Genomic DNA, 22,132 nt, shown 5'->3' on the forward strand with positions numbered 1-22,132 from the left:
GGTCAACGCCAGTAGGCGGGGTACTTGTGGCCCGGCAGCGCCCTGCCGAGCGCCACACCGCCGGCGATCACCACGATGCCGGCCACCAGTACCGGGTCGAGCAGGTACACGGGGTCGGGGGCGGTGAGCCCGATCAGCGCCGCAGTGGCGCCCGCCGGGGGATGCGGGGCGCGCAGCAGCATCATCGGGGCCGTGGAGAGCGCCGCCGCGGCGACCGCCGCCCACACCGAGGGGCCGATGAGGGCGGTGAGGGCCAGGGCTAGCGCCGAGGCGCTCAGATGGCCGAGGAGGATGCTGCGCGGCTGGGCGAACGGCGCGGCGGGGGCCAGGGCCACGATCATGGCGGAGGCCGCGAACGGCAGCGCGAACAGCTCCAGGCCGGTGAGGGTGGTGACCAGGGCCAGCAGGGACAGCCCGGCCAGCGCTGCCACGGTGGCCAGGGCCACCACCCTTCCGGGCGGTCGTGCGGGCGCCCCCGACGCAGCGGCCCGCACGTACCTCTTCAAGGTCGCCGCCGCCGGCGAGGGCGGCGGCTCGGGCGTCACCGCCGCCCGGCCCACCGCGAGCCCCCGTGGCGGGGGTACGCGGTGGACGGCCGGGGACGGGAGCGCGGCGGAGTCATGCGGACGGGCGGTCACCGGGGCGGCCGAGCCGGTGCCGGCGGCGACGCTCCGGCGGCGGCGGTGGGACATCGGGGGCTCCCGTCAGTCGGAGAGGCGGCGGAGGAAGTCGCGGACCAGGGCGGCGATCTGCGGGCCGCGCGTCTCCAGGGCGAAGTGGCCCGCGTCCAGGAGCTGGATCTGCACGCGCTCGGTGTCCCGGTCGAAGGCGAGGGCGCCGTCGGGGCCGAAGATCTCGTCGTGCCGCCCCCAGACGGCCAGCACCGGCGTCTGGTTGGTGCGCAGGTACTCCTGCCACTCCGGGTAGAGGCCCGGGTTGCGGCCGTAGTCCACGAAGAGGGCGAGCTGGACGGCGTGGTTGCCGGGCCGGTCGAGCCGGGCCTGGTCGAGGACCGCCTTGTCGGGGTTGACCAGGCCGGCGTCACGGACGCCGTGCGTGTACTGCCAGTGAGTGGCCTCGGGCGTGAGCAGGCCGAGCAGCGCGGAGGTGTTCTCCTCGGACGGGTCGGCCCACGCCTTGCGCAGCGGCTCCCAGAAGGGCGTCAGGCCCTCCTCGTACGCGTTGCCGTTCTGGGTGACGATGCCGGTGATGCGCTCGGGGTGCCGCGTGGCGAGGCGGAAGCCGACCGGGGCGCCGTAGTCGTGCACGTAGAGGGCGTACTTGGTGAGGCCGAGGGTGTCGAGCAGCTGGTCGACGACGTCGGCCAGGTGGTCGAAGGTGTACTCCCACTCGTCGGCGGCAGGGGCCGAGCTGTGGCCGAATCCGGGGTAGTCGGGCGCGATCAGGTGGAACTCGTCGGCCAGCTCGGCGATCAGCTCCTGGTAGGCCACCGACGAGGTCGGGAACCCGTGCAGCAGCACCAGCGTGGGCGCCGAAGGGTCGCCCGCCTCCCGGTAGAACACGTCGAGTCCGTCGATCACAGCGGTGCGGTACTGAACAGTCATGTCAACACTCTCTCTAACCGGCTAAATCCCTTTTGCCGGTTAAGTGATAGCATGGCGAAAGTTAACCAGTCAAATCGCTTTGAGGGGTTAGAGGCAGTGAGGATACGGCCGCTCCGCGACGAGCCCTTGGCTCTGGACCTGGTGGACACCGTGTGGGTGGACCAGGGCGCCCTCGTGGACCAGTTCGACGACCTGGAAGGCGTGCGCGCCTGGCTCGGCGACCACGGCCTGCCGGGCGAGGACGATCTGGAACGCGTGCGCGACCGCCTCGTCCTGGCACGTGACGCGCTGCGCGGGCTGCTCGAAGGACGCGGGCACGACCGGCTCAACGCGGTGCTCGGCGAGGGCGCGACCAGACCGCAGGTGGGCGACGACGGGCCGCGTGACACGGTCGTGGTGAACGATCCGGCCTGGGAGGCGGCCTGGACGGCGGCCGCCGCCGTCGTCCCGCTGCTGCGCGGGCGTCCCGAACGGCTGCGCAAGTGCGCGAACCCGGCCTGCGTCCTGTGGTTCCTGGACGTGAGCAAGAACGGCAGCCGCAGGTGGTGCTCGATGGAGGTGTGCGGCAACCGCGCGAAGGCGGGCCGGTTCAACCAGCGTCACAAGAACGCCGACTGAACCGGCCCGCCCGGAATGCGAGGAGCGGGGAACCTCAGTCCGTCACCAGGACGACCTTGCCCCGGCCGTGGCCGGTCTCGACCTCCCTGTGGGCGTCGGCGGCCTCCTCCAGCCGGTACGTCCGCCGCACCGGGAAGGCGAACCGGCCCTCGGCGTACAGGGCGGCGTACCGGCCGAGGCGTTCGGCGGTGCGCTCGCCCATCACGGTCCTGACGCCCAGCTCGGCCGCCTTGCCGTGCTCGACCAGCGTGACGATGCGCGCCCGGTCGGCGACCAGGTCGAGCGAGACCTCCAGGGCGTGGCCGCCGGCGCCGTCGAGGGCCGCGTCCACGCCGCCGGGGGCGAGCGCGCGCACCCGGTCGGCGAGCCCGTCGCCGTAGGCCACCGGGATCGCACCGAGGTCGCGCAGGTGGTCGTGGTTGACCTCGCTGGCGGTGCCGATCACCGTGGCGCCGCGCATGCGGGCGATCTGCACGGCCGCCGTGCCCACGGACCCGGCCGCGCCGTGCACGAGCAGCGTCTCGCCGGCCCCGACGCCCAGGCTGTCGAGGGCCAGCTCGGCCGTCTGGACGCCGGACGTCAGCCCGCCGGCCACCTCCCAGGGCGTCCCGGCGGGCTTGGGCGCCACGTCGGCGACCGGGACCACGATGTACTCGGCGTAGGCGTACAGCCGCGAGAAGCCCAGCACCTCGTCCCCGGCCGACACCCCGGTGACCCCGTCGCCCACCTGGTCGACCACGCCGGCGAACTCGTTGCCAGGGATGCGCGGCCAGGGCACGTCCCCCAGGTACGGCGGCAGCCACCCCGCCCGTACGGCCGTGTCGAAGGGTTGCACACCGGCCGCCCGCACGCGTACGCGCACCTCTCCCGGGCCCGCCTGCGGCGCGGGCACCTCCATCACCTTCAGCACTTCGGGTCCGCCCGGCTCGGCGAACGCCGCCGCCCTCATCACATCGCTCATGCCGACGAGCGTGCTACCTCAACCCTGCTTGAGGTCAAGTCGGACAACTTTCGATATGAAGTCGGGAACTTTCCGCTTTAGTCGTGCTTTATATGTATATAGTCCGTCAGGACACACCGGGGGATGGGCAAACCGAGGGCTGATGACCGAGTTCTTCCACGCCGCTCTGAGCTTTCCGACGGTTATTTTCACTTTCCTCCTCGTGGCCGTCGTGGCTTATTGGCTGGCCGTCATCGCCGGCCTGCTCGACCTCGACCACGACGCGCCGTGGCTGGGGTTCGGGGGCGTGCCCGCCGGGATCGCGATCTCCCTGTTGGTCGCGATCGCCTGGCTGCTGGCCCTGATCGGCGGCCAGGTGCTGCCGGACGCCGCGCTGGCCGCCGCGCCCTTCGCCGCGGCGGCGGGCGCCTGGCTCGCCACGCGCGCCCTGATCAGGCCGCTGCGCAGGGCCTTCCCGGACGGCGGACGCCACTCGCGCGACGACCTCGTGGGCCGCCCGTGCGTCATCCGCACCGGGGCCGCCACCCCCGACTTCGGCCAGGCCGAGGTCGCCGCCGAGGACGGCTCGACCGCCGTCGTCCAGGTCCGCACGACCGGCGGGGACCGCCTGGCCCGCGGCGACAAGGCACTCATCTTCCAATACGACAAAGACGGCGAATTCTTCTGGGTCATGCCCTACGAAAGCGAGATCTGATGGACGTCATCTCCACGGGCTTCGGCGTATTTCTCGCCGTCGTCCTGGTCATCGTGATTGGCCTGCTCGTCATCATCGGCCGCCTTTTCCGTAAGGTGGAACAGGGCAAGGCGCTGATCGTGTCGAAGGTCAACAAGGTGGACGTGACGTTCACCGGCGCCATCGTGCTGCCCGTCGTCCACAAGGCCGAGACCATGGACATCTCGGTGAAGACCATCGAGATCACGCGTACCGGCCGCGAGGGGCTGATCTGCCGGGACAACATCAGGGCCGACATCAAGATCACGTTCTTCGTCCGGGTGAACAAGACCGCCGAGGACGTCATCAAGGTCGCCCAGGCCATCGGCACCGCCAGGGCCAGTGACGAGAACACGCTCCAGGAGCTGTTCAGCGCCAAGTTCTCCGAGGCGCTGAAGACGGCCGGCAAGCACCTCGACTTCGTCGACCTCTACACCAAGCGGGACGAGTTCCGCGACGAGATCATCCGGCTCATCGGCACCGACCTGAACGGCTACAGCCTCGAAGACGCCGCCATCGACTACCTGGAGCAGACCGCGCTCACCCAGCTCGACTCCAGCAACATCCTGGACGCCCAGGGCATCAGGAAGATCACCGAGCTGACCGCGCTGGAACACGTACGGACCAACGAGTTCCAGCGGGCCGAGGAGAAGGAGATCACCCGCCAGAACGTGGACGCCCGCGAGGCCATCCTGGAACTCCAGCGCCGCCAGGCCGACGCCGAGCTCAAGCAGCGCCGCGAGATCGAGACCGTCAAGGCCCGTGAGGAGGCGGAGATCGCCCGCGTGCAGGCCGAGGAGCGGCTGCGCGCGCAGACGGCGGACATCAGGACCGACGAGCAGCTCGGCGTGCAGCGCGAGAACCAGGCCCGCGAGGTGGCGGTCGCCGAGAAGAACCGCGAACGGGTGATCGCGATCGAGAGCGAGCGCATCGAGAAGGACCGCCTGCTGGAGGTCATCGCCCGGGAGCGGGAGACCGAGCTGTCGCGCATCGCGAAGGACAAGGAGGTCGAGACCGAGAAGCGGTCGATCGCCGAGGTCATCAGGGAGCGCATCGCGGTCGACAAGACGGTGGCCGAGCAGGAGGAGAGCATCAAGCGGCTGCGCGTGGTCGAGGAGGCCGAGCGCACCCGCCAGCAGGTGATCATCGCCGCCGAGGCGGAGGCTCAGGAGAACCTGGTCAAGGACATCAAGGCGGCCGAGGCGGCGGAGGCGGCGTCGAAGTTCAGGGCCCGTGAGGAGCTGGTGCTGGCCGAGGCCCGGCAGCAGGCCGCCGAGCTGGACGCGCGGGCCAAGATCCGGCTCGCGGAGGGCGTCCAGGCCGAGTCCGCGGCGGCCGGGCTGGCGCAGGTGCAGGTCAAGGAGCGCGACGCGGACGCCATCGAGAAGGTCGGCCGCGCGGAGGCGGCGTCCCTGGGCGAGAAGCTGCGGGCCGAGGCCGAGGGCGCGCGGGCCATGGCGCTGATCGAGGGCGACCGGCTCAAGGCGCAGGCCGAGGGCGAGCAGGCCATGGCGCTGGCGGGCGCCACCGCGATCGGCGAGAAGCTGAAGGCCGAGGCCGAGGGCCTGACCCAGAAGGCCGCCGCGATGGCCGCCCTGGACGAGGCCAGCCGGGGCCACGAGGAGTACCGCCTGCGCCTGGAGGCCGACAAGGAGATCAGGCTCAAGCACATCGACGTCACCCGCCAGGTGGCCGAGTCGCAGGCCAGCGTGCTGGCGGCGGGCCTGTCCAAGGCCAACATCGACATCGTCGGCGGCGACACGATGTTCTTCGACAAGGTCGTCGGCTCGATCACCACGGGCAAGGCGGTGGACGGCTTCGTCGGCCACTCGGAGGTGGCCGGGGCCCTGGTGCAGCCGTACCTCAACGGGACGGCCAGCCTGGCGGCCGACATCGCGAGCGTGGTCGGCGGGGTGCGCACCGAGGACATCAAGAACCTGACCGTCTCGGCCCTGCTCATGCGGCTCATCCAGGACGGCGGCCCGCAGTCGTCGGCGCTCGGCGAGCTGCTGGAGACCGCGCGGCGGCTCGGGTTGGCCGACTCCCCGGTGGCCGCGCTGGCGGCGGCGAAGGGCTGACGTGAGCACCACCGAGCTGGAAGCCGGGACCTACGAGGTTCTCAGGAACCGTCTCCAGGCGCAGGCCAAGGCCCTGGCGGTCGCGGCGGAGGAGGTCAACGGGCAGCGGCTGCGCGTCTTCGGCGGCGCGGAGCTGCGCCTGCTCGGCACCGAGCGGATCAGGACGGAGAACAACTGCGTCCCGAGGGACATCGTCTCGCTGGGCGAGGTGATGTTGTTCGGCTACAACGTCTTCATCGGGCTCAAGCCGGAGACGACCGTGGCCGACGTGTTCGCCGTCCACCGCTTCACCAGGGACGGGGACACGTTCACGTTCGAGACGGGCAAGCTGGAGACGCTGGAGGAGCCGGCGTTCAGGAAGGACTTCGCCGAGCTGTACCGGTACTACAAGGAGACCAGCCTCCAGCAGCTCAGGCGGGTCGAGGGCAAGCTGCTGGCGGTGTTCCGGACGGGCCCCGCGGACACGCGGGTGCTCAGGTGGGCGGTCAGCAACGGCGGTGTCCCGAGATATCTGGACAACCGGGGAGAGCGGGACCACGTCTTCCCGCCGTCCCACGACTTCGAGTGGACGCCGACCACCCGCGACGACCACGTGCTCGGCCGCCATCCGCACATCTCGATCGAGGGCGAGGTCTTCGTCGAGACGATCGGCGGCGACCTGACCATCAAGGTCGAGAACAACACGGAGACCGGCGCGGGCGTCTACTCCGAGCCGGTCACCGAACGCCTCCAGTCGCTGGCCGACGCCGACGTCGAGTACGCCAGGATCGGGCCGCTCGTCCTCATGCGGATCAGGCCGTACAAGGAGCAGGACTGGCGGCATCTGGTCTTCAACACCCGTACCAAGGCGGTGACCAGGCTCGACGGCATCGGCCAGTCCTGCCAGCGGCTGCCCGAGGACCAGGGGCTGATCTTCCCGGGCGGCTACTACCTGGCGACCGGGGTCAGCAAGACGTTCGACACGGACGTGACGGACCTGGAGTTCGAGCGGGTCGTGCGCTCGCCCAACGGCGAGGACGTCCTGTACGTCTTCCACGCCCGGGGCGACGGCCGCTCGCTGCTGCTGCCGTACAACGTGATCAGGAAGGAGGTGGCCAACCCCATCGTCTGCCACGGGTACTCCCTGTTCGACGACGGCACGATGGTGGTCTTCCGCGCCCTCTCCGAGGAGCCGACCCGGGTCCACCCGATGCAGGTGTGGCAGACGCCGTACGTGTCCGACACCTACGCCGCCGCCCAGCCCGCCGGGACCGGGCCCCTGGAGCGCATCGGCAACGCCGAGCTGGTGCGCGGGATCTCCGACTGCCTGTCCGTGGCCCGCATGGTCGAGGAGATGGCGGCGTCGGAGGCCACGTTCGAGGCGCTGATCGCGGCCTGCACCCGCGCGGCGGACTCCTACCACTGGCTCGGCGAGCACGGGCTCGCCGCGCCGCTCGCCGACGTGCGCGCCACCGCCGAGCAGGTGCTCGACGAGTACGAGAACGTCGAGCAGCTCACCCGCCAGGCCGCCGACACGCTGACGGCGGCGGCCGAGGAGACCACCCACCTGGTACGCCAGGCCGCCGCCGACACCCCCGCCACCGCCGACGCCTGGGTCACCACGCTGGCCGGCCTGCGCAGGCAGCAGGGCCGCCTGGTGACCCTGCGCGACGTCCGCCACATGGACCTCGCCCGCCTGGACGAGCTGTCCGCCGCCGTGACCGCGGAGCTGGCCGCGACCGGCAGGCGCGCGGTCGCCTTCCTGGAGGGCGCGGAGGCGTTCACCGCCTACCACGCGGCCGTTGAAGGGCTGGCCGCCGACGCCGCCGCGATCGCGACCGTGGCCGAGGCCGCGCCCGTCGCGGACCGGCTGGCCGAGCAGGCGGAGGGCCTGGAGGTGGTGACGGAGGTCGTCGGTTCGCTGGAGATCGCCGACGCCACGGTCCGCACGTCGATCCTGGGCCGGATCGCCGAGGTGCTGGGCGGGGTGAACCGGGCGCGGGCCCTGCTCGACGGGCGGCGGCGCGAGCTGCTGGGCTCGGAGGGCCGCGCGGCCTTCGCCGCCGAGTTCGCCCTGTTCGGCCAGGCCGTCACGGGCGCGCTGGCGATGGCCGACACACCGGACAAGTGCGACGAGCAGCTCGGCCGCCTGATGCTCCAGGTGGAGAATCTGGAGGCCCGGTTCGGCGAGTTCGACGACTTCGCCGCCCAGCTCGCGGGCCGGCGGGACGAGGTCTACGAGGCGTTCTCGGCCAGGAAGCAGACCCAGCTCGACGGCCTGGCGCGGCGGGCCGACCGGGTCTTCGCCTCGGCCGGGCGCATTTTGGCCAGTGTGACCGGGCGGCTGGCGTCCCTGGGGTCGATGGACGAGGTCAACACGTACTTCGCCACCGATCCGATGGTCGGCAGGATCCGTACGGCGGCGGCCGAGCTGCGTTCCCTGGGCGACGCCGTACGGGCCGAGGAGCTGGACGGCCGGGTCAAGGCGGCCCAGCAGGAGGCGGGCCGCGCCCTGCGGGACCGGCTGGACCTGTTCACCGACGGCGGCGAGACGCTGCGCCTCGGCCGTCACCGCTTCGCCGTCAACACCCAGCCGATCGACCTGACGCTGGTCCCGCACGACGGCGACCTGCACTTCGCGATCACGGGGACGGACTACCGCGCGCCCGTGCCGGCCTCGTTCGCCGACACGCGGCCGTTCTGGGACCAGCTCCTGGTGTCGGAGACGCCGGACATGTACCGGGCCGAGCACCTGGCCGCCTCCCTCCTGGAGTCCGTACGGCCCGGGGCTCCCCTGGCCGACCTGGTACGTCAGGCCGCCGAGCAGCGATACGACGAGGGTTACGAGCGCGGCGTCCACGACCACGACGCGATCCTCGTCCTGGAGAGCCTGGTCCGCCTGAGCGAGGGCGCCGGACTCCTGCGCTACCCGCCCGAGGCCCGCGCGGCGGCCCAGCTCTTCTGGGCCTTCGGCACGGACGAGGTTTCACGTAAAACATTGACCACCAGAGCCGCCTCCCTGGTCCGCGCCCGCTCGGTCTTCGGCCACACCCCCGCCCTGGAGGCCCTGGCCGCCGAACTCGGCGGCCAGATCGCCGCCTTCTCCCCCGGCGTGGAGAGCACGGCCGCGCTGGCGGGCGAGTACCTGGTCGAGGAGCTGGGCGCGACGCCGTTCGGCTTCGTGACCGGCAAGGCGGCCCGCGACCTGCTCGACGGCTTCAGGCAGACACTCGGCCCGGCCAGGACGCGCGAGTTCGAGGAGGAGCTGGCCGCGCTCCCCCTGCCCGAGCGGCTCCAGCTCGCCCACGCCTGGATCGGCGCCTACCGCCAGGGGCCCGAGGTGGCCGAGGCCGTCACCGTGCACCTGTGCGACCTGCCCCGCCACGACTCCGACGCCGCCGTCGAGGAGACCGTCGAGGGCCTGCTCGGCGCGCATCCGCGCGTCCAGGACCGCAGGCTGCGGTTCAGGCTCGACGAGCTGCTGACCAGGGCACGCGCCTTCAGGCGGGAACGGGTTCCGGCCTTCCGGGCCTACCAGCGCCGCCGCAACGAGCTGGTCGAGCAGGAACGCCGCCGGCTGCGCCTGGAGGAGTACCGGCCCAAGGTCATGAGCGCGTTCGTCCGCAACCGGCTGCTGGACGAGGTCTACCTGCCGCTGATCGGCGACAACCTGGCCAAGCAGCTCGGCGCGGCGGGCGCGGGCAAGCGCACCGACCAGATGGGCCTGCTGCTGCTCATCTCCCCGCCCGGCTACGGCAAGACCACGCTGATGGAGTACGTCGCCAGCCGCCTCGGCCTGGTCTTCGTCAAGGTGAACGGCCCGGCGCTCGGCCACGGCGTCACCTCGCTCGACCCGGCCGACGCGCCCGACGCCACGGCCAGGCAGGAGGTCGAGAAGATCTCCTTCGCGCTGGAGACCGGCAACAACACCCTGCTCTACCTGGACGACATCCAGCACACCTCGCCGGAGCTGCTGCAGAAGTTCATCTCGCTGTGCGACGCCCAGCGCCGCATCGAAGGCGTCTGGAACGGCCGGACCCGCACGTACGACCTGCGCGGCAAGCGGTTCGCGGTGTGCATGGCGGGCAACCCGTACACCGAGTCCGGGCAGCGCTTCCGCATCCCGGACATGCTGGCCAACCGCGCCGACGTGTGGAACCTGGGCGACGTGCTCTCCGGCAAGGACGAGCTGTTCGCGCTGAGCTACGTCGACAACGCGCTGACCTCCAACCCGGTGCTGGCCCCCCTCTCGGGGCGCGACGGGGGCGACGTCGAGCTGCTGGTACGCCTGGCCAAGGGCGACCCGGCCGTCCGCCCGGACCAGCTCCGGCACCCGTACGGGAAGGCCGAGCTGGACCAGGTGCTCGGCGTGCTGGGCAAGCTGGTGCGCGTCCAGGAGGTGGTGCTGGCCAACAACGCGGCGTACATCGCGTCGGCGTCGCAGGCGGAGGCGTCCAGGACCGAGCCGCCGTACCGGTTGCAGGGGTCGTACCGGAACATGAACAAGCTGGCCGAGCGCATCGTGCCCGCCATGAACGACGACGAGCTGGAGGCGGTGATCGACGACCACTACCTGGGCGAGGCGCAGACCCTCACCCAGGACGCCGAGGCCAACCTGCTCAAACTGGCCGAGCTGCGCGGCCGTCTGACCCCCGCCCAGGCGGCGCGCTGGGCGGAGATCAAGGCGGCCTTCCTCCGGGCCAGGGCGCTGGGCGGCGACGGCGACGACCCGATGACCCGAGCTGTGGGCGCCCTCGGCCTCCTCGCCGACCGGGTCGGCGAGGTGGGCACGGCCATCAGGGAATCCGACCGGGTCGGCGAGGTGGGCACGGCCATCAGGGAATCCGACCGCTGAGCGAGGCGGCCACCGGCCGTCGGGGAGTGCGGCCGGTGGCCGAGGGAGGCACGGCCATCCGTCGGTCGGCCCGCCCTCTGAGCCGGGCGGGCACGGCCGTCAGAGGGTGCGGCCGTTGCGGGGGGCTGGGGGGAGCTCCAGGTGGGCGCCGGTGAAGGCGGCGCGCAGGCGGCGGTCGTGGGTGACGACCACCAGCGCGCCCTCGTAGTCGGCCAGCGCCTCCTCAAGCTGCTCCACCAGCATCGGCGACAGGTGGTTGGTCGGCTCGTCGAGCAGGAGCAGGTCCACCGGGTCGCTGACCAGGCGGGCCAGCTCGACCCTGCGGCGCTGCCCGTACGAGAGGTCGGCGAGCCGCCGCCGCAGGTCGCCCGGCCGGAACAGGCCCAGGCCGAGCAGCCGGTCGGCGTGCTCGTCGGGGCTGCCCGGCCGCCCCTCGGCGAAGGCCGCGAGCACGGTACGGTCCAGCCGCGCCGCCTGTTCCTCCTGGCGGAGCAGCCCGGCCCGCCCGGCCCGGCGTACGGTGCCCGCGTCGGGACGCAGTTCGCCGGCGAGCACCCGCATGAGCGTGGTCTTGCCCGCGCCGTTCGGCCCGGTGACCAGCAGCCGCTCCCCCCGCCGCACGGTGAGCCCGTCGAGCCGCAGCCGCCCCGCCACCCGCACCCCGTCGAGCACGACCGCCGACGGCGGCCCGTCCGGCACGTCGGTGAGGGACGGGACGGAGGTGGCGATGGAGGCGGTGAACCGCAGCGGGACGGGCGGCGGTGGCACCGGGTGCTCCCTGAGCCACCGCATCCGCTGCTGCGACTGCCGGACGCGCCCGGCCGCACCGTGCGTACGCGACCGCGCCCGCCACGCGCCGGTGCCCATCCCTGCCTTCGCCATCGCCCGCGGGACGGCCGCCATCCGCCCGGCGTTGGCCGTCACCAGACCGGCGTGCCGGGCCAGCTCGGACCGCCACTCCTCGTGGGCCCGCACGTGCGCGGCCCGTTCGGCGGCCTTGGCCGTGAGGTAGCCGGAGTAGCCGTCGCCGTAGCGGCGCACCCGTCCGGCGGAGACCTCCAGGATCACCGTGGTGACCCGGTCGAGGAACTCCCGGTCGTGACTGATCGCCACGACCGTGCCGCGGTGCTCGCGCAGACGCTCTTCGAGCCAGGCGACGGCCTGGTCGTCCAGGTCGTTGGTCGGCTCGTCGAGCAGCAGCAGCTCCGGCGCGGCGGCCAGCGTCGCGGCCAGGGCCAGCCTCGACCGCTCGCCGCCCGACATCGTGGAGACCGGGCGGTCCCGGTCCAGGCCGGGCAGGCCGAGGCCGTGCAGGGCGACGTCCACGCGGGTGTCGGCCTCGTAGCCGCCGCGCGCCTCGAACTCGGCGACGGCCTTGGCGTAGGCGTCCAGGTCGGTGGCGGCGAGCGCGCGCATCCGCGCCTCGATCTCGCGCAGCTCGGCCAGGGCCAGGTCCACGACGTCGGCCACGGTGGCGTGCGGCGGCAGCTCCAGCGACTGCGGGAGGTACCCCACGCCGCCGGGCGCGACCACGGTCAGCTCGCCGTTGTCCGGACGTTCGACGCCCGCCATGAGCTTGAGCAGCGTGGACTTGCCCGAGCCGTTGTCGCCGATCACGCCGGCCCGCTCGCCGGGCCTGACGGTGAGCGACACGCGGTCCAGGACGGCCCGGGTGTCGTAACGCTTGGTGATCTCGGTCAGCGCCAATTGGGCAGCAGTACGCATAGAGGCTCCACCTCCTTGTCTCAACGCGGATATGACCGGTACGAGGCGCGGCGGAGCTGTCGGCTCAACGCGGATGCGCCTCGGGCGTGAGAATCACAGGAAGCAGTAACCCATATCGCCGGACACGGTAGCCCGTAATGGGATCTTTGTACAGCCCTTTATTCGGCCCGCAGTTCCGTGGTGGCCTCCCGTTGCAGGGCCGTGGACCGCCGGAGGAAGTCGACGATCAGGGCCAGTTCCTCGTCGGTGTAGCGGTCGTACAGGCCGGACATCGCGGCCACGAACGGCTCGAACAGCTCGCCGAAGCCGGCCAGCCGCTCCCAGTTGATCTCCACGATGACCCGGCGCCGGTCCTTGGTGTCGCGCACCCGGCGGACCAGCCACTTGGCCTCCAGCCGGTCGATCAGCCCGCTGACCGAGGCCGGGGCCAGGCCGGTGTGCTGGGACAGCTCCCCCGCGGTCAGCGGGCCCTGGCGCTGGAGCAGGTCGAGTGTCTTCTCCTCGGTCATCCCCAGGCCCAGCCGCTCGCCCATGGCGCTGTGGTACATGACCGCGGCGTTGCTGCTCTCGCGACCCGCCTCGACCAGTTCGTCCAACAATTTCTTTCGATGCACCGAAATATCTCTGGACATCCCGCTGCCTGCTCTCATATATTTCGTTCGGTCGAACGAAAGGATATCACCATGAAGGCTCTGGTCATAGGCTGCGGGATCGGCGGTCCGGTACGGCGAAGGCCCTCCAGGCGGTCGGCATCGACGCCGAGATCCACGAGGCGTACGGGCGGGGCGCCGAGAACGTCGGCTCGTTCCTCAACCTGGCCTCCAACGGCCTGGCCGCCCTGCGTGTGCTCGGCGTCCACCGCGAGGCGCTGTCGTCGGCCATCCCCACCCCGCGCATGGTCATGTGGAGCGGCACCGGCAAGCGCCTCGGCGAGGTGGCCAACGGCCTGCGGCTCGACGACGGCACGGTCAGCCACACCGTGCTCCGCTCCGACCTCTACGGCTCCCTGCGTGACGAGGCCGCCCGGCGCGGCATCCCCATCACGTACGGCAAACGCCTGGTCTCCTACGAGGACACCGGCGACGAGGTCGTGGCCACCTTCGAGGACGGCACCTCGGCCACCGGCGACCTGCTGATCGCCTGCGACGGCGTGCACTCGCGCACCCGTTCGCTCCTCGACCCCGGCGCGCCCGGCCCGCGCTACAGCGGTCTGTACAGCTTCGGCGGCATCGTCCGGGACGCCGGGGTCGGCGGCGAGCCCGGCGTCTACAACATGATCTTCGGCAAGCGGGCCTTCTTCGGTTACACGGTGGCCGAGTCGGGCGACACGTGGTGGTTCGCGAACCTGCCCAGGCGGCTCGGCGACGTGCCGGCGGACTGGAAGCCGGTCCTGGTGGAGGCGTTCGAGGGCGACGCGAACGTCTCGGCCGACGTCGTCCGCCGCGGCCCGGTCGACCTGGCGCTGCCGGTGTACGACCTGCCGCCGGTGCCCGTCTGGCACAAGGGCCGCGTCCTGCTCACCGGGGACGCCGCCCACGCCACCTCGCCCAGCTCCGGCCAGGGCGCCTCGCTGGCCGTCGAGGACGCGGTCGTGCTGGCCAGGTACCTGCGGGAGGCGAAGGGCCACCGCGAGGCGTTCGAGCGCTTCGAGGCCGAGCGGCGGCCCAGGGTCGAGCGGGTGGTGGCCTACTCCAGGACGATCAGCAACAGCAAGGCCGCGGGCCCGGTCGCCCGGGTCTTCCGCGACCTGATGCTGCCGATGTTCCTGAAGCGGAGCGCGAGCCAGGAGTCACTGGCCTGGATGTACCGCCACCAGGTCGGCCTGTGACACCGCGGCGGCCGAGGCGGGCAGCAGCGGCAGCCGCACGTCCGGCGTGGGGATCAGGCCCCTGGCGTGCAGGACGCCCTTGATCACGGTCGGGTTGGGCTCGGCGAAGAGCGCGCGGGAGACCTGCGCCAGCCGGTGCCCGAGCGGACGCGCGGTGGCCACGTCACCGGCCTGCCAGGCGTCCACCAGCTCGACGAAGCTCCTGGTCAGCAGGTGCGCCGAGGCCAGGATGCCGCCGGAGGCGCCGAGGGCGAGCAGCGGCGAGACGAACGCGTCGTCGCCGCCGAGCACCTCGAACCCGTCGGGCAGGTCCGCGAGCAGGTCGATCGTGTCCTGGTCGATGCCGCCCGCGGCGTACTTGACGCCCGCGACGTTCGGATGGGCCCCGATGCGCCGCAGGGTCTCGGCTCCCACGGCCTGTCCCGTCCGGTAGGGGATGTGGTAGACCACCAGCGGCACGGGTGACGCCTCGGCCAGCGCCTCGAAGTGCGCGATCACACCGCGCTCGCCGGGCCGCAGGAAGTACGGCACGGTCACCAGGGCCGCGTCCACCCCGGCGGGCAGCTCGCGCAGCGCCGCGGCCGTCGTCCGGGTGTCGTTCCCGGTCACGCCCACGGTCAGCACCGCCCGGCGTCCGGCGCACACGCGGACGCAGGTCTCGACCACCAGCGCCCGCTCGGCGGGGTCGAGGGCGGCCACCTCGGCCGTCGTCCCCAGCGCCACCAGCCCGGCCGCGCCCTCGTCGAGCATCTGCCCGGCCAGCTTCTCGACCGCGTCGGCGGCCACCTCGCCCGACGACGTGAACGGCGTGACCAGCGGTACGTGGATTCCTCTCAGCATGCTCCGAGCCTGCCGCCCGACGACCTGTTAGGTCCAGTTCGGATTTCTTCGTTCGAGCTTAAGATGAACTTATGCTCGATCCTCGCAAGCTCCACCTGCTCCGCGAGCTGGCCAGGCGCGGCACGATCACCGCCGTGGCCGAGGCGGTCACGTTCACGCCTTCGGCGGTCTCGCAGCAGCTCAGCGCGCTGGAGCGGGAGGCGGGCGTGCCGCTGCTGGAACGCACCGGCCGCACGGTCACCCTCACCCCGGCCGGGCTGCTGCTCGTCGAGCACGCGCAGGCCGTGCTCGAACAGCTCGAACGCGCCTCGGCCGCGCTCGCCGCCGCCCGGGGCGGGCCGTCGGGCCCGCTGCGGATCGGCGCTTTCCCGACGGCCACCCGCGTGCTGCTGCCGCCCGCGCTGGCCCGTCTGACCGGCGCGTACCCGGGCCTTGAGCCGATGGTCGCCGAGATCGACCCCGCAGACGTCTCGGCGGCGCTGCGGGCGGGCGAGCTCGACGTAGCCCTCGTGCACGAGTACGACTTCGTGCCCCCGGTCACCGACGCCTCCATCGAGACCGAACCGCTGTTCACCGAGCCGATGTACCTGACCGACCGCGCCTGCGTCCCCGACGCCCGCGACGATCCGTGGATCCTGAGCAAGCCGGGCACGCTCTGCCACACCATGGCGATCAGGGCCTGCCAGGCGGCCGGCTTCGAGCCGCGGGTCCGGCACCACATCGACGACTTCGACACCGTGCTCGCCTTCGCCGCCGCGGGGCAGGGCGTCGCGCTCGTGCCCCGGCTGGCGGCGCTCACCCCGCCCGGCGGCGTCTCGCTGACCCGCCTTCCCCTGAGCCGCCGCACGCGGGCCGCCTTCCGCCGCGGCTACGGCGACCATCCGGCGGTCCGGGCGGCCGTCGCCGCCTTCCACGCCGCCGCCACCACCCTCCCCCTCTGACCGGCCTTCCGTCTCCGATCGGCGCCCGGTCTAAGAGCCTGCTGACGAAGACTTAAGTGCTCGTGGGCATGGGGCCATAGAGGGCTGGTCCGATCTTGTTGATGTAACCCTGGTGGGACCAGTGGGACAGCTGGACGCGGAAGCTATTGACGTTCTCGATCCCGAGGATGGCGGCCGGGTAGGACGGCTTTCGGCCACGACATCGACACCCCGGTGAAGCACAACCAATGGCGCCCACGGACGCGAGCGTGTAAACCACAACACGGGCTCCTGGCCGCTGAGCTGCTTCAGGCACCGATCGTCGCAGGGATCATGGAGGTGTCAGTCAGGAATCAGCACGAGCTTGCCGCGGACGTGGCCGGTTTCGCTGGCGCGGTGGGCGGCCGCGGAGTCGGAGAGGCGGTAGGAAGTGAGCGGGAGCGTGATCGCGTCGGCGGCTGCAAGCCCCGCGACCTCGGCGAGGATCGCTGGCATGTCGCCGGGCTCCTCCGCGATGAACCGGGCGCCGAGTTGCCCAGCCGAGAAGTCGGCCAGCGTTACGACACGATCGGGGTCGCCGGCCAGGCTGATCAGTTCGGGCAGCGAGCCGTGGCCGGCGGTGTCCAGGACGGCATCGACGCCTCCAGGAGCGATCGCGGCGATGCGCTCGCCGAGGCTGGTGCCGTAGCGAACCGGCGTGGCTCCGAGCGACCGTAGGTAGTCGTGGTTGGTTTCACTGGCCGTCCCGATCACCGTGGCACCCCGCCGCCTGGCCAGTTGCACCGCGAGCGTTCCGACCCCGCCTGATGCGCCGTTGATGACCAGTGTCTCGCCGGACTTGAGGTTGAGCACGTCGAGCGCGTGGTGAGCGGTCGTTGCGGCAACGGGTAGTGCGGCCGCAAGCTCCCAGGAGAGCCCCGTCGGCTTGACGGCGATCCGGTCCACCTGGGCCAGCGCTTTTTCGCCGTAGCTGCCGGCGAGCGCTTTGCCCAGTACCTCGTCGCCGACGGCGAATCCCTGTGTGTCCTCGCCGACGGCCTCGATCACGCCGGCCACGTCGATGCCGGGTACGTGTGGCAGCTCGACGGGCATCACGTCGGCCAGCGCGCCGGAGCGGATCTTCCAATCGATCGGGTTCACGGCAGCGGCGCGGACGCCGATACGTACTTGCCCGCATCCTGGCTCGGGCACGGCGAGCTCGAGGAGGTCAAGGACCTCCGCATCCCCATATCGGGAGAACACAACTGCCTGATAGCTGTCTGGCATCGGAGCCTTTCGGAATCGAGGCTCGCTTTTGAACTAAACGAACCGATGGTTTGTTTCAGCTCCAGTAGCATACGAACCGACGGTTCGATTTTCAAATGGGGACGATCATGCTGCCGACCAACAAGGCCCGCGCGGACGCGACGAGAAACCGCGCGGCGATCCTCGCCGCGGCCACGTCCCTGTTCGCGCGAGAGGACATCTCGAACGTCTCGGTGCAGGACATCGCGCAGGCGGCGGGTGTCAGCAAGGCAGCGATCTTCCGACACTTCGGCGACCGCTCGGGCCTCATCCAGGAGATCCTGGAGCCCCGCGCCGCGCAACTGCGCGAAGCGGTTGAGAGCGGTCCCCCACCCCTCGGGCCAGGGGCGCCGCCAGCCGAAGCGCTGGAAACCTACGTCGAGGCGCTGCTCGACTTCGTATGGCGCAACCGGGCGCTCATCCGGGCCTTCGAGTACCTCGGACCAGACGCCTACTACGCCAACAACGCCAGCCGCTTCTGGCTCGCCGAACTGACCCGCCGACTCGCCGCGACCAACCCCGACGTCGACGCCAAGTACCTGGCCTACGCCGTGTTCACGGCACTACGCGCCGACGTCATCGACCATCTCCTGACCGTTCCGGGGATGACCCGCGAGCGCATCAGAACAGGAATCCACAACCTGGCGACGAGCCGCCCGGCATGACTGTCGCCCACCGAGCGTGTGCGAATGGCTGCCGAAGGGGTGGGAGACACATCGGGACGGAACGAAACACCAAGGTCAGCCGAGGCGACCGCCTTACGCGTTTTGTTCCGACGCTGGTCGACCCCGCGGAGATTCCAGAGTTCAGGCGAACCGAAGGTTCCTCAAGATGAACCTGAGGGCCTGCTGACGAAGGATCTGGTCGCTGCGGCCGAGACCCTCGGGATCGAGAACGTCAACAGCTTCCCGAGTCCAGCCGTCTCAATGGTCTCACCAGGGCGACATCAACAAGATCTGGCCAGCCCTCGACGGTCCCATAGCCACGAGCGCTAAAGCCTTTGTCAGCAGGCTCTAAGGCGCGGGCCTGCCGAGCAGCCCCTCGGCGAGGGCGGCGAAGCTGCGGGCGAGGCGCGCGCTGTCCCCGGCGCGCAGCCGGCTCGCGATCGGCTCCATGTGCAGGGACCCGAGCAGCAGGTGGGCGATCTCGTCCGCGTCCACGTCCGGCCGTCCTTCGGTGATCAGCGCGGTGACGTGCCGGTGCCAGCCGACGTAGATCGGGTTGGCCTCGCGAGGCTCGGACCTGCTCGTCGCCACCGCGTGCTCGTGCGCGGCGACCAGGTTGCCGTTGCGCGCCGCCAGCTCGGCCACCGCTCCGAGGAAGGCGACCAGCCGTTCGACGGGCGGCGCTCCGGGGCCGAGCGGCGGCGGCCCCTCGGCCACCGCCTGGTCCAGCTCGTGGGCCCGCTCGCTCATCAGCTCCCGCATCAGGCCCGTACGGCTGCCGAAGCGGTGGAACACCGTCCCCTTGCCCACGCCCGCGGCCACCGCGACCCGCTCGACGGAGACCTGCTCGGGCGGGTGCAGGCGCAGCAGCTCCTCGGCCGCCCGCAGGATCGCCCGCCTGTTGCGCGCGGCGTCGGCCCGCTCTCGACGTTCCATCCGGTCATTGTTTCCCATGGACAAGTTGACCAGCGGTCCATATATTAACTGGACCAGCGGTTCAGATATGGGAGGAACAACCATGCTCGCCATCCAGCTCGACGCGACCGGCGGCCCCGAGGCCCTGCGACCCGTGGATCTGCCCCGCCCACGCGCCGCCGCGGGCCAGGTCGTCGTCCGCGCGCAGGCGATCGGCGTCAGCCATGCCGAGACGCAGATCCGCTCGGGCGCGCTGCCGTTCCCGCTGCCGCTGCCCGCCGTGCTCGGCGCGGAGGCGGTCGGCGAGGTCGTCGAGGTGGGCGAGGGCGTGGACGGCGGCCTGCTCGGCACCGTGCGCGTGGGAGTGACCGGCGGCCTCGGCGCCTACGCCGAGTACGTGGCCATGCCCGCCGCCATGACCTGCCCCGTCCCCGAAGACGTGACGCCCCTGGAGGCCCTGGCCGGGGCCGCGCCCGGCGCGATCGCCCTCGCCCTGCTGCACCGGGCCCGGCTCGGCGGCGGGGAGACCGTGCTGGTCGAGGCGGGCGCGAGCGCGGTCGGCGGGCACGTGGTGGCGCACGCCAAGGAGTTCGGGGCGGCCCGGGTGATCGCCACCGCCGGCTCGCCGGCCAAGCTGCGGCGGGCCCTCGACCTCGGCGCCGACCAGGCCGTCGACCACGGCGACCCGGCCTGGCCGGACGCGCTGCCGGACATCGACGTGGTCTTCGAGTCGATCGGCGGCGCGTCGGCCCGGCGGGTGCTCGACCGGCTCGTCCCCGGCACCGGACGGATGTTGTTCTACGGCATGCTCAGCGGCGAGCCCGCCGCCGTCACGGCCGCCGATCTGATGGAGCGCGGCCTGACCGTCGTGGGCTGCAGCGGCCCCGGCTGGGCGGGCCAGGTGTTCGGCACGCACTACCCCGAGATGCTCGCCCGGCTCGGCTCAGGTCGCAGCCGGGCCGCCGTCCACGGGACCCTGCCGCTGGCCGAGGCGGCCGAGGCCCATCGCCTCCTGGAGTCGCGGGCGGCCACGGGCCGCGTCCTGCTGGTCCCGTGACCGGCTCACCGGTCGAGGACGGCGTCCAGCACGGCCGTGGCGCTCACCTGCTCCCCGTTGTAGTCGCCGGCCGTCACCGCCACCACCAGCTCCTCGCCGGGCAGCACGAGCAGCCGCTGGCCGCCGTTCCCGATGGCCTCGGTCCACGGCCGGTCGCCGGTGCTGACGTACCACTGGTAGCCGTAGCGGAAGGTGCCGTCGATGACGACGCGGGGCCGCGTCATCTCACGCACCCACTGCTCGGGGACGATGCCGAGCCCGCCGCCGAGCACGAGCCGTCCGAGTGCGGCCAGGTCGAGGGGCCGCAGCCGCAACCCGGACGCGGCCATCGCCACCCCGTCCGCGCCCTTGGTCCACTCGGACCGGGTGATCCCGAGCGGCTCGAACAGCACCTTCGTGGCGTACTCCTCCAGCGGTTCGCCCGCGCCCCGCGCGATGAGCCCGCCGATCAGCGCCGAGGCGCCGCCGCAGTACCGCCACCGCCTCCCGGCTTCCTCGACCACAGGGCGTTCCAGGACGAACCGGTACCGGTCGGGGGCGAGCTCCATCGCGAGCTCGCTGTTGGCCGGGCTCGTGTACGGCAGGTCCTCGTTCCAGTCGAGCCCGAGCGTCATGGTGAACGCGTGCTCGACGGTGAGGTGAGCCCGCTCGGAATCAGCCACCAGATCCGGATATTCGGGGAACTGTTCCACCAGTCGGGCGTCCGGCGGCGGCACCAGCCCGTCGCGCAGGGCGATGCCGTACAGCAGGGCGACCACGCTCTTGGTGACCGACCGCACGTCGTGCGGAGTGTCCCGGTCGAACACGACGTGCCGGGGCTCCTCCGTGATCCGCTGGTCGACGCCCGCGCCGTAGTGCTCGACGACGACCTCGCCGCCCCGCATGACCACGACCGCGTGCAGGTTGGGCGCCGTGCCGGCGTTCAGGGCCGCCTCGACCCGCTCCGCCATTCCCATGATGTCCTCCTAAGCCCGGGGGACATCCTGTCGTACCGGCTCACACGATGTCAGGGTCAACCCTCGGGCTGAGAGCGTCCTCAGCGTCTCTCAGGCACGGCACAGCGGCTCAGGAGCAGGCTTGATCCCATGGAGCAACTCGTGAACAGCCCCGCCGTCGCCGAAGGTCTGCTCAAGGTCGAGGCCAGGATCAGGCGGCTCAGCGGTTCGTCCGCGCTGCCGGGGATCAACGCGGGCGCCGGGCGGATCGTCGGCGCCGGAGGCAAGCGGTTGCGTCCGGCGCTGACGCTGGCGACCTCGCTCGCCCTCGGCAGGGCCCCCGACCGCCGGGTGATCACGGCCGCCGCCTGCGTCGAGCTCATCCACGCCGGCTCGCTCGTGCACGACGACCTCATGGACCGGGCGACCGAGCGGCGCGGCACCCGTACGCTCAACGCCGAGCTGGGCGAGGGCAAGGCGCTGGTGATCGGCGACTTCATGCTGGCCAGGGCGGGCCTGGCGGCCATTACCGCGGTCTCCAGGCCGGTCGCCGAGGTGCTCGCGGCCACCGTGGTCGAGCTGGCCGAGGGCCAGTACCTGGAGACGAGCGAGCTGTTCAACCCGGCCAGGACCCGGGAGAGCGCATTGCGCTCGATCACCGGCAAGACCGCCGCGCTGTTCCGGGCCGGCTGCCTGGTGGCGGCCGTCTGCGCGCGGGCCTCCGCCGAGGACCGGGCCCGCGTGGCGGCGTACGGCGAGAAGTTCGGGCTGCTCTTCCAGGTGCTGGACGACCTGCTCGACCTGACCGCCTCCAGCGCCCAGCTCGGCAAGCCGGCCGGCAACGACCTGCGGCAGGGCGTCTACAGCCTGCCGCTGCTGCTGTCGGGCACCGACCTGGGCGACCTGCTCGGCCGTGACATGACCGGCGAGCAGGTGGCCGAGGCGCTGCGCAGGCTGCGCGCGGGCGACCTGGTGCCCAACACGCTGGAGTTCTGCCGCGGCCTGGCCTCCGACGCGCTGGCCGCCCTGCCGGTGATCCACGACAAGGAGATCGCGACCCTCCTGTACGGCCTCCCGACGGCCTACATCGACCACGTCGCGAGGATGTCGTCGCAGTTGACGGGCGTCGGTTGAGATTTGTTGGAACAATTGGTAGGAATCGCCTCCACAACCCGGTGAATCGCGCTAATACTGG

The 22,132-nt window shown here is 71.8% G+C and carries 18 protein-coding genes; 9 read left to right on the top strand and 9 right to left on the bottom strand.

Annotated elements, in window-relative coordinates; translation table 11 throughout:
- Positions 1-2 precede the first annotated feature (2 nt).
- A complete protein-coding gene (locus ACIA8R_RS01325; RefSeq protein WP_364083803.1) occupies positions 3-692 on the bottom strand; it encodes an HPP family protein in 690 nt (229 codons plus the stop codon).
- A 12-nt stretch (positions 693-704) separates the two neighbouring features.
- On the bottom strand, positions 705-1,565 hold the full coding sequence (locus ACIA8R_RS01330) for an alpha/beta fold hydrolase (protein WP_397035847.1): 861 nt from the start codon (positions 1,563-1,565) through the stop codon (positions 705-707).
- A 96-nt stretch (positions 1,566-1,661) separates the two neighbouring features.
- Between ACIA8R_RS01330 and ACIA8R_RS01335 the strand changes: the two genes are divergently transcribed.
- A complete protein-coding gene (locus ACIA8R_RS01335) occupies positions 1,662-2,183 on the top strand; it encodes a CGNR zinc finger domain-containing protein (protein WP_364083798.1) in 522 nt (173 codons plus the stop codon).
- Between the two features lie 34 nt (positions 2,184-2,217).
- Here ACIA8R_RS01335 and ACIA8R_RS01340 read toward each other — a convergent pair whose 3' ends face one another.
- A complete protein-coding gene (locus tag ACIA8R_RS01340; RefSeq protein WP_397036524.1) occupies positions 2,218-3,132 on the bottom strand; it encodes an NADP-dependent oxidoreductase in 915 nt (304 codons plus the stop codon).
- A 214-nt stretch (positions 3,133-3,346) separates the two neighbouring features.
- Between ACIA8R_RS01340 and ACIA8R_RS01345 the strand changes: the two genes are divergently transcribed.
- From ACIA8R_RS01345 to ACIA8R_RS01355, 3 genes are read left to right on the top strand one after another with little or no spacing between them, the layout of a single operon-like run.
- Entirely contained in the window at positions 3,347-3,838 is a 492-nt protein-coding gene (locus tag ACIA8R_RS01345) for a hypothetical protein (RefSeq protein WP_357693516.1), read from the top strand.
- The gene (locus ACIA8R_RS01350; RefSeq protein ID WP_357693514.1) at positions 3,838-5,934 is read left to right on the top strand and encodes a flotillin family protein; all 2,097 of its coding nucleotides are present in this window, start codon (positions 3,838-3,840) and stop codon (positions 5,932-5,934) included. The genes ACIA8R_RS01345 and ACIA8R_RS01350 overlap by 1 nt, the downstream gene beginning before the upstream one ends.
- Before the next feature lies 1 nt (position 5,935).
- Complete coding sequence (locus ACIA8R_RS01355) at positions 5,936-10,768, top strand: DNA repair ATPase (RefSeq protein ID WP_397035850.1); 4,833 nt, start codon at positions 5,936-5,938, stop codon at positions 10,766-10,768.
- Positions 10,769-10,867: 99 nt separating this feature from the next.
- Here ACIA8R_RS01355 and abc-f read toward each other — a convergent pair whose 3' ends face one another.
- Together abc-f and ACIA8R_RS01365 are read right to left on the bottom strand one after the other, a co-directional pair.
- Complete coding sequence (abc-f, locus tag ACIA8R_RS01360) at positions 10,868-12,493, bottom strand: ribosomal protection-like ABC-F family protein (RefSeq protein WP_397035852.1); 1,626 nt, start codon at positions 12,491-12,493, stop codon at positions 10,868-10,870.
- Positions 12,494-12,651: 158 nt separating this feature from the next.
- On the bottom strand, positions 12,652-13,092 hold the full coding sequence (locus tag ACIA8R_RS01365) for a MarR family transcriptional regulator (protein WP_364083783.1): 441 nt from the start codon (positions 13,090-13,092) through the stop codon (positions 12,652-12,654).
- Positions 13,093-13,337: 245 nt separating this feature from the next.
- On the opposite strand from ACIA8R_RS01365, the gene ACIA8R_RS01370 reads away from it, so the two are divergent.
- Entirely contained in the window at positions 13,338-14,321 is a 984-nt protein-coding gene (locus tag ACIA8R_RS01370) for an FAD-dependent oxidoreductase (protein ID WP_397035855.1), read from the top strand.
- Here ACIA8R_RS01370 and ACIA8R_RS01375 read toward each other — a convergent pair.
- Positions 14,283-15,161 (bottom strand): 4-hydroxy-tetrahydrodipicolinate synthase family protein, encoded by an 879-nt coding sequence (locus ACIA8R_RS01375; protein ID WP_397035857.1) that lies wholly within the window; start codon positions 15,159-15,161, stop codon positions 14,283-14,285. The two genes, ACIA8R_RS01370 and ACIA8R_RS01375, sit on opposite strands and share 39 nt — an antisense overlap.
- 71 nt (positions 15,162-15,232) lie before the next feature.
- Between ACIA8R_RS01375 and ACIA8R_RS01380 the strand changes: the two genes are divergently transcribed.
- On the top strand, positions 15,233-16,102 hold the full coding sequence (locus ACIA8R_RS01380; protein WP_357693502.1) for a LysR family transcriptional regulator: 870 nt from the start codon (positions 15,233-15,235) through the stop codon (positions 16,100-16,102).
- Positions 16,103-16,423: 321 nt separating this feature from the next.
- Here the strand turns inward: ACIA8R_RS01380 and ACIA8R_RS01385 are convergent, their stop codons facing one another.
- Positions 16,424-17,347: an NADP-dependent oxidoreductase gene (locus ACIA8R_RS01385; RefSeq protein WP_397035859.1), complete on the bottom strand. Its 924-nt coding sequence runs from the start codon at positions 17,345-17,347 to the stop codon at positions 16,424-16,426.
- Positions 17,348-17,442: 95 nt separating this feature from the next.
- On the opposite strand from ACIA8R_RS01385, the gene ACIA8R_RS01390 reads away from it, so the two are divergent.
- Positions 17,443-18,030, top strand: a complete 588-nt coding sequence (locus tag ACIA8R_RS01390; protein ID WP_397035861.1) for a TetR/AcrR family transcriptional regulator — start codon at positions 17,443-17,445, stop codon at positions 18,028-18,030.
- Positions 18,031-18,378: 348 nt separating this feature from the next.
- On the opposite strand, the gene ACIA8R_RS01395 is transcribed toward ACIA8R_RS01390, so the two are convergent.
- Positions 18,379-18,966: a helix-turn-helix domain-containing protein gene (locus ACIA8R_RS01395; RefSeq protein ID WP_364083767.1), complete on the bottom strand. Its 588-nt coding sequence runs from the start codon at positions 18,964-18,966 to the stop codon at positions 18,379-18,381.
- Positions 18,967-19,048: 82 nt separating this feature from the next.
- Here ACIA8R_RS01395 and ACIA8R_RS01400 point away from each other — a divergent pair, with 82 nt between their 5' ends.
- Positions 19,049-20,002, top strand: a complete 954-nt coding sequence (locus ACIA8R_RS01400; protein ID WP_397035864.1) for a zinc-binding alcohol dehydrogenase family protein — start codon at positions 19,049-19,051, stop codon at positions 20,000-20,002.
- A gap of 5 nt (positions 20,003-20,007) precedes the next feature.
- Here the strand turns inward: ACIA8R_RS01400 and ACIA8R_RS01405 are convergent, their stop codons facing one another.
- Complete coding sequence (locus ACIA8R_RS01405) at positions 20,008-20,958, bottom strand: serine hydrolase domain-containing protein (protein WP_397035866.1); 951 nt, start codon at positions 20,956-20,958, stop codon at positions 20,008-20,010.
- A gap of 129 nt (positions 20,959-21,087) precedes the next feature.
- Here ACIA8R_RS01405 and ACIA8R_RS01410 point away from each other — a divergent pair, with 129 nt between their 5' ends.
- Positions 21,088-22,071, top strand: coding sequence for a polyprenyl synthetase family protein (locus ACIA8R_RS01410; protein ID WP_397035868.1), 984 nt, complete (start codon positions 21,088-21,090; stop codon positions 22,069-22,071).
- Positions 22,072-22,132: the final 61 nt, after the last annotated feature.

It is taken from the genome of Nonomuraea sp. NPDC051191 (assembly GCF_044455665.1).
GTDB lineage: Bacteria > Actinomycetota > Actinomycetes > Streptosporangiales > Streptosporangiaceae > Nonomuraea.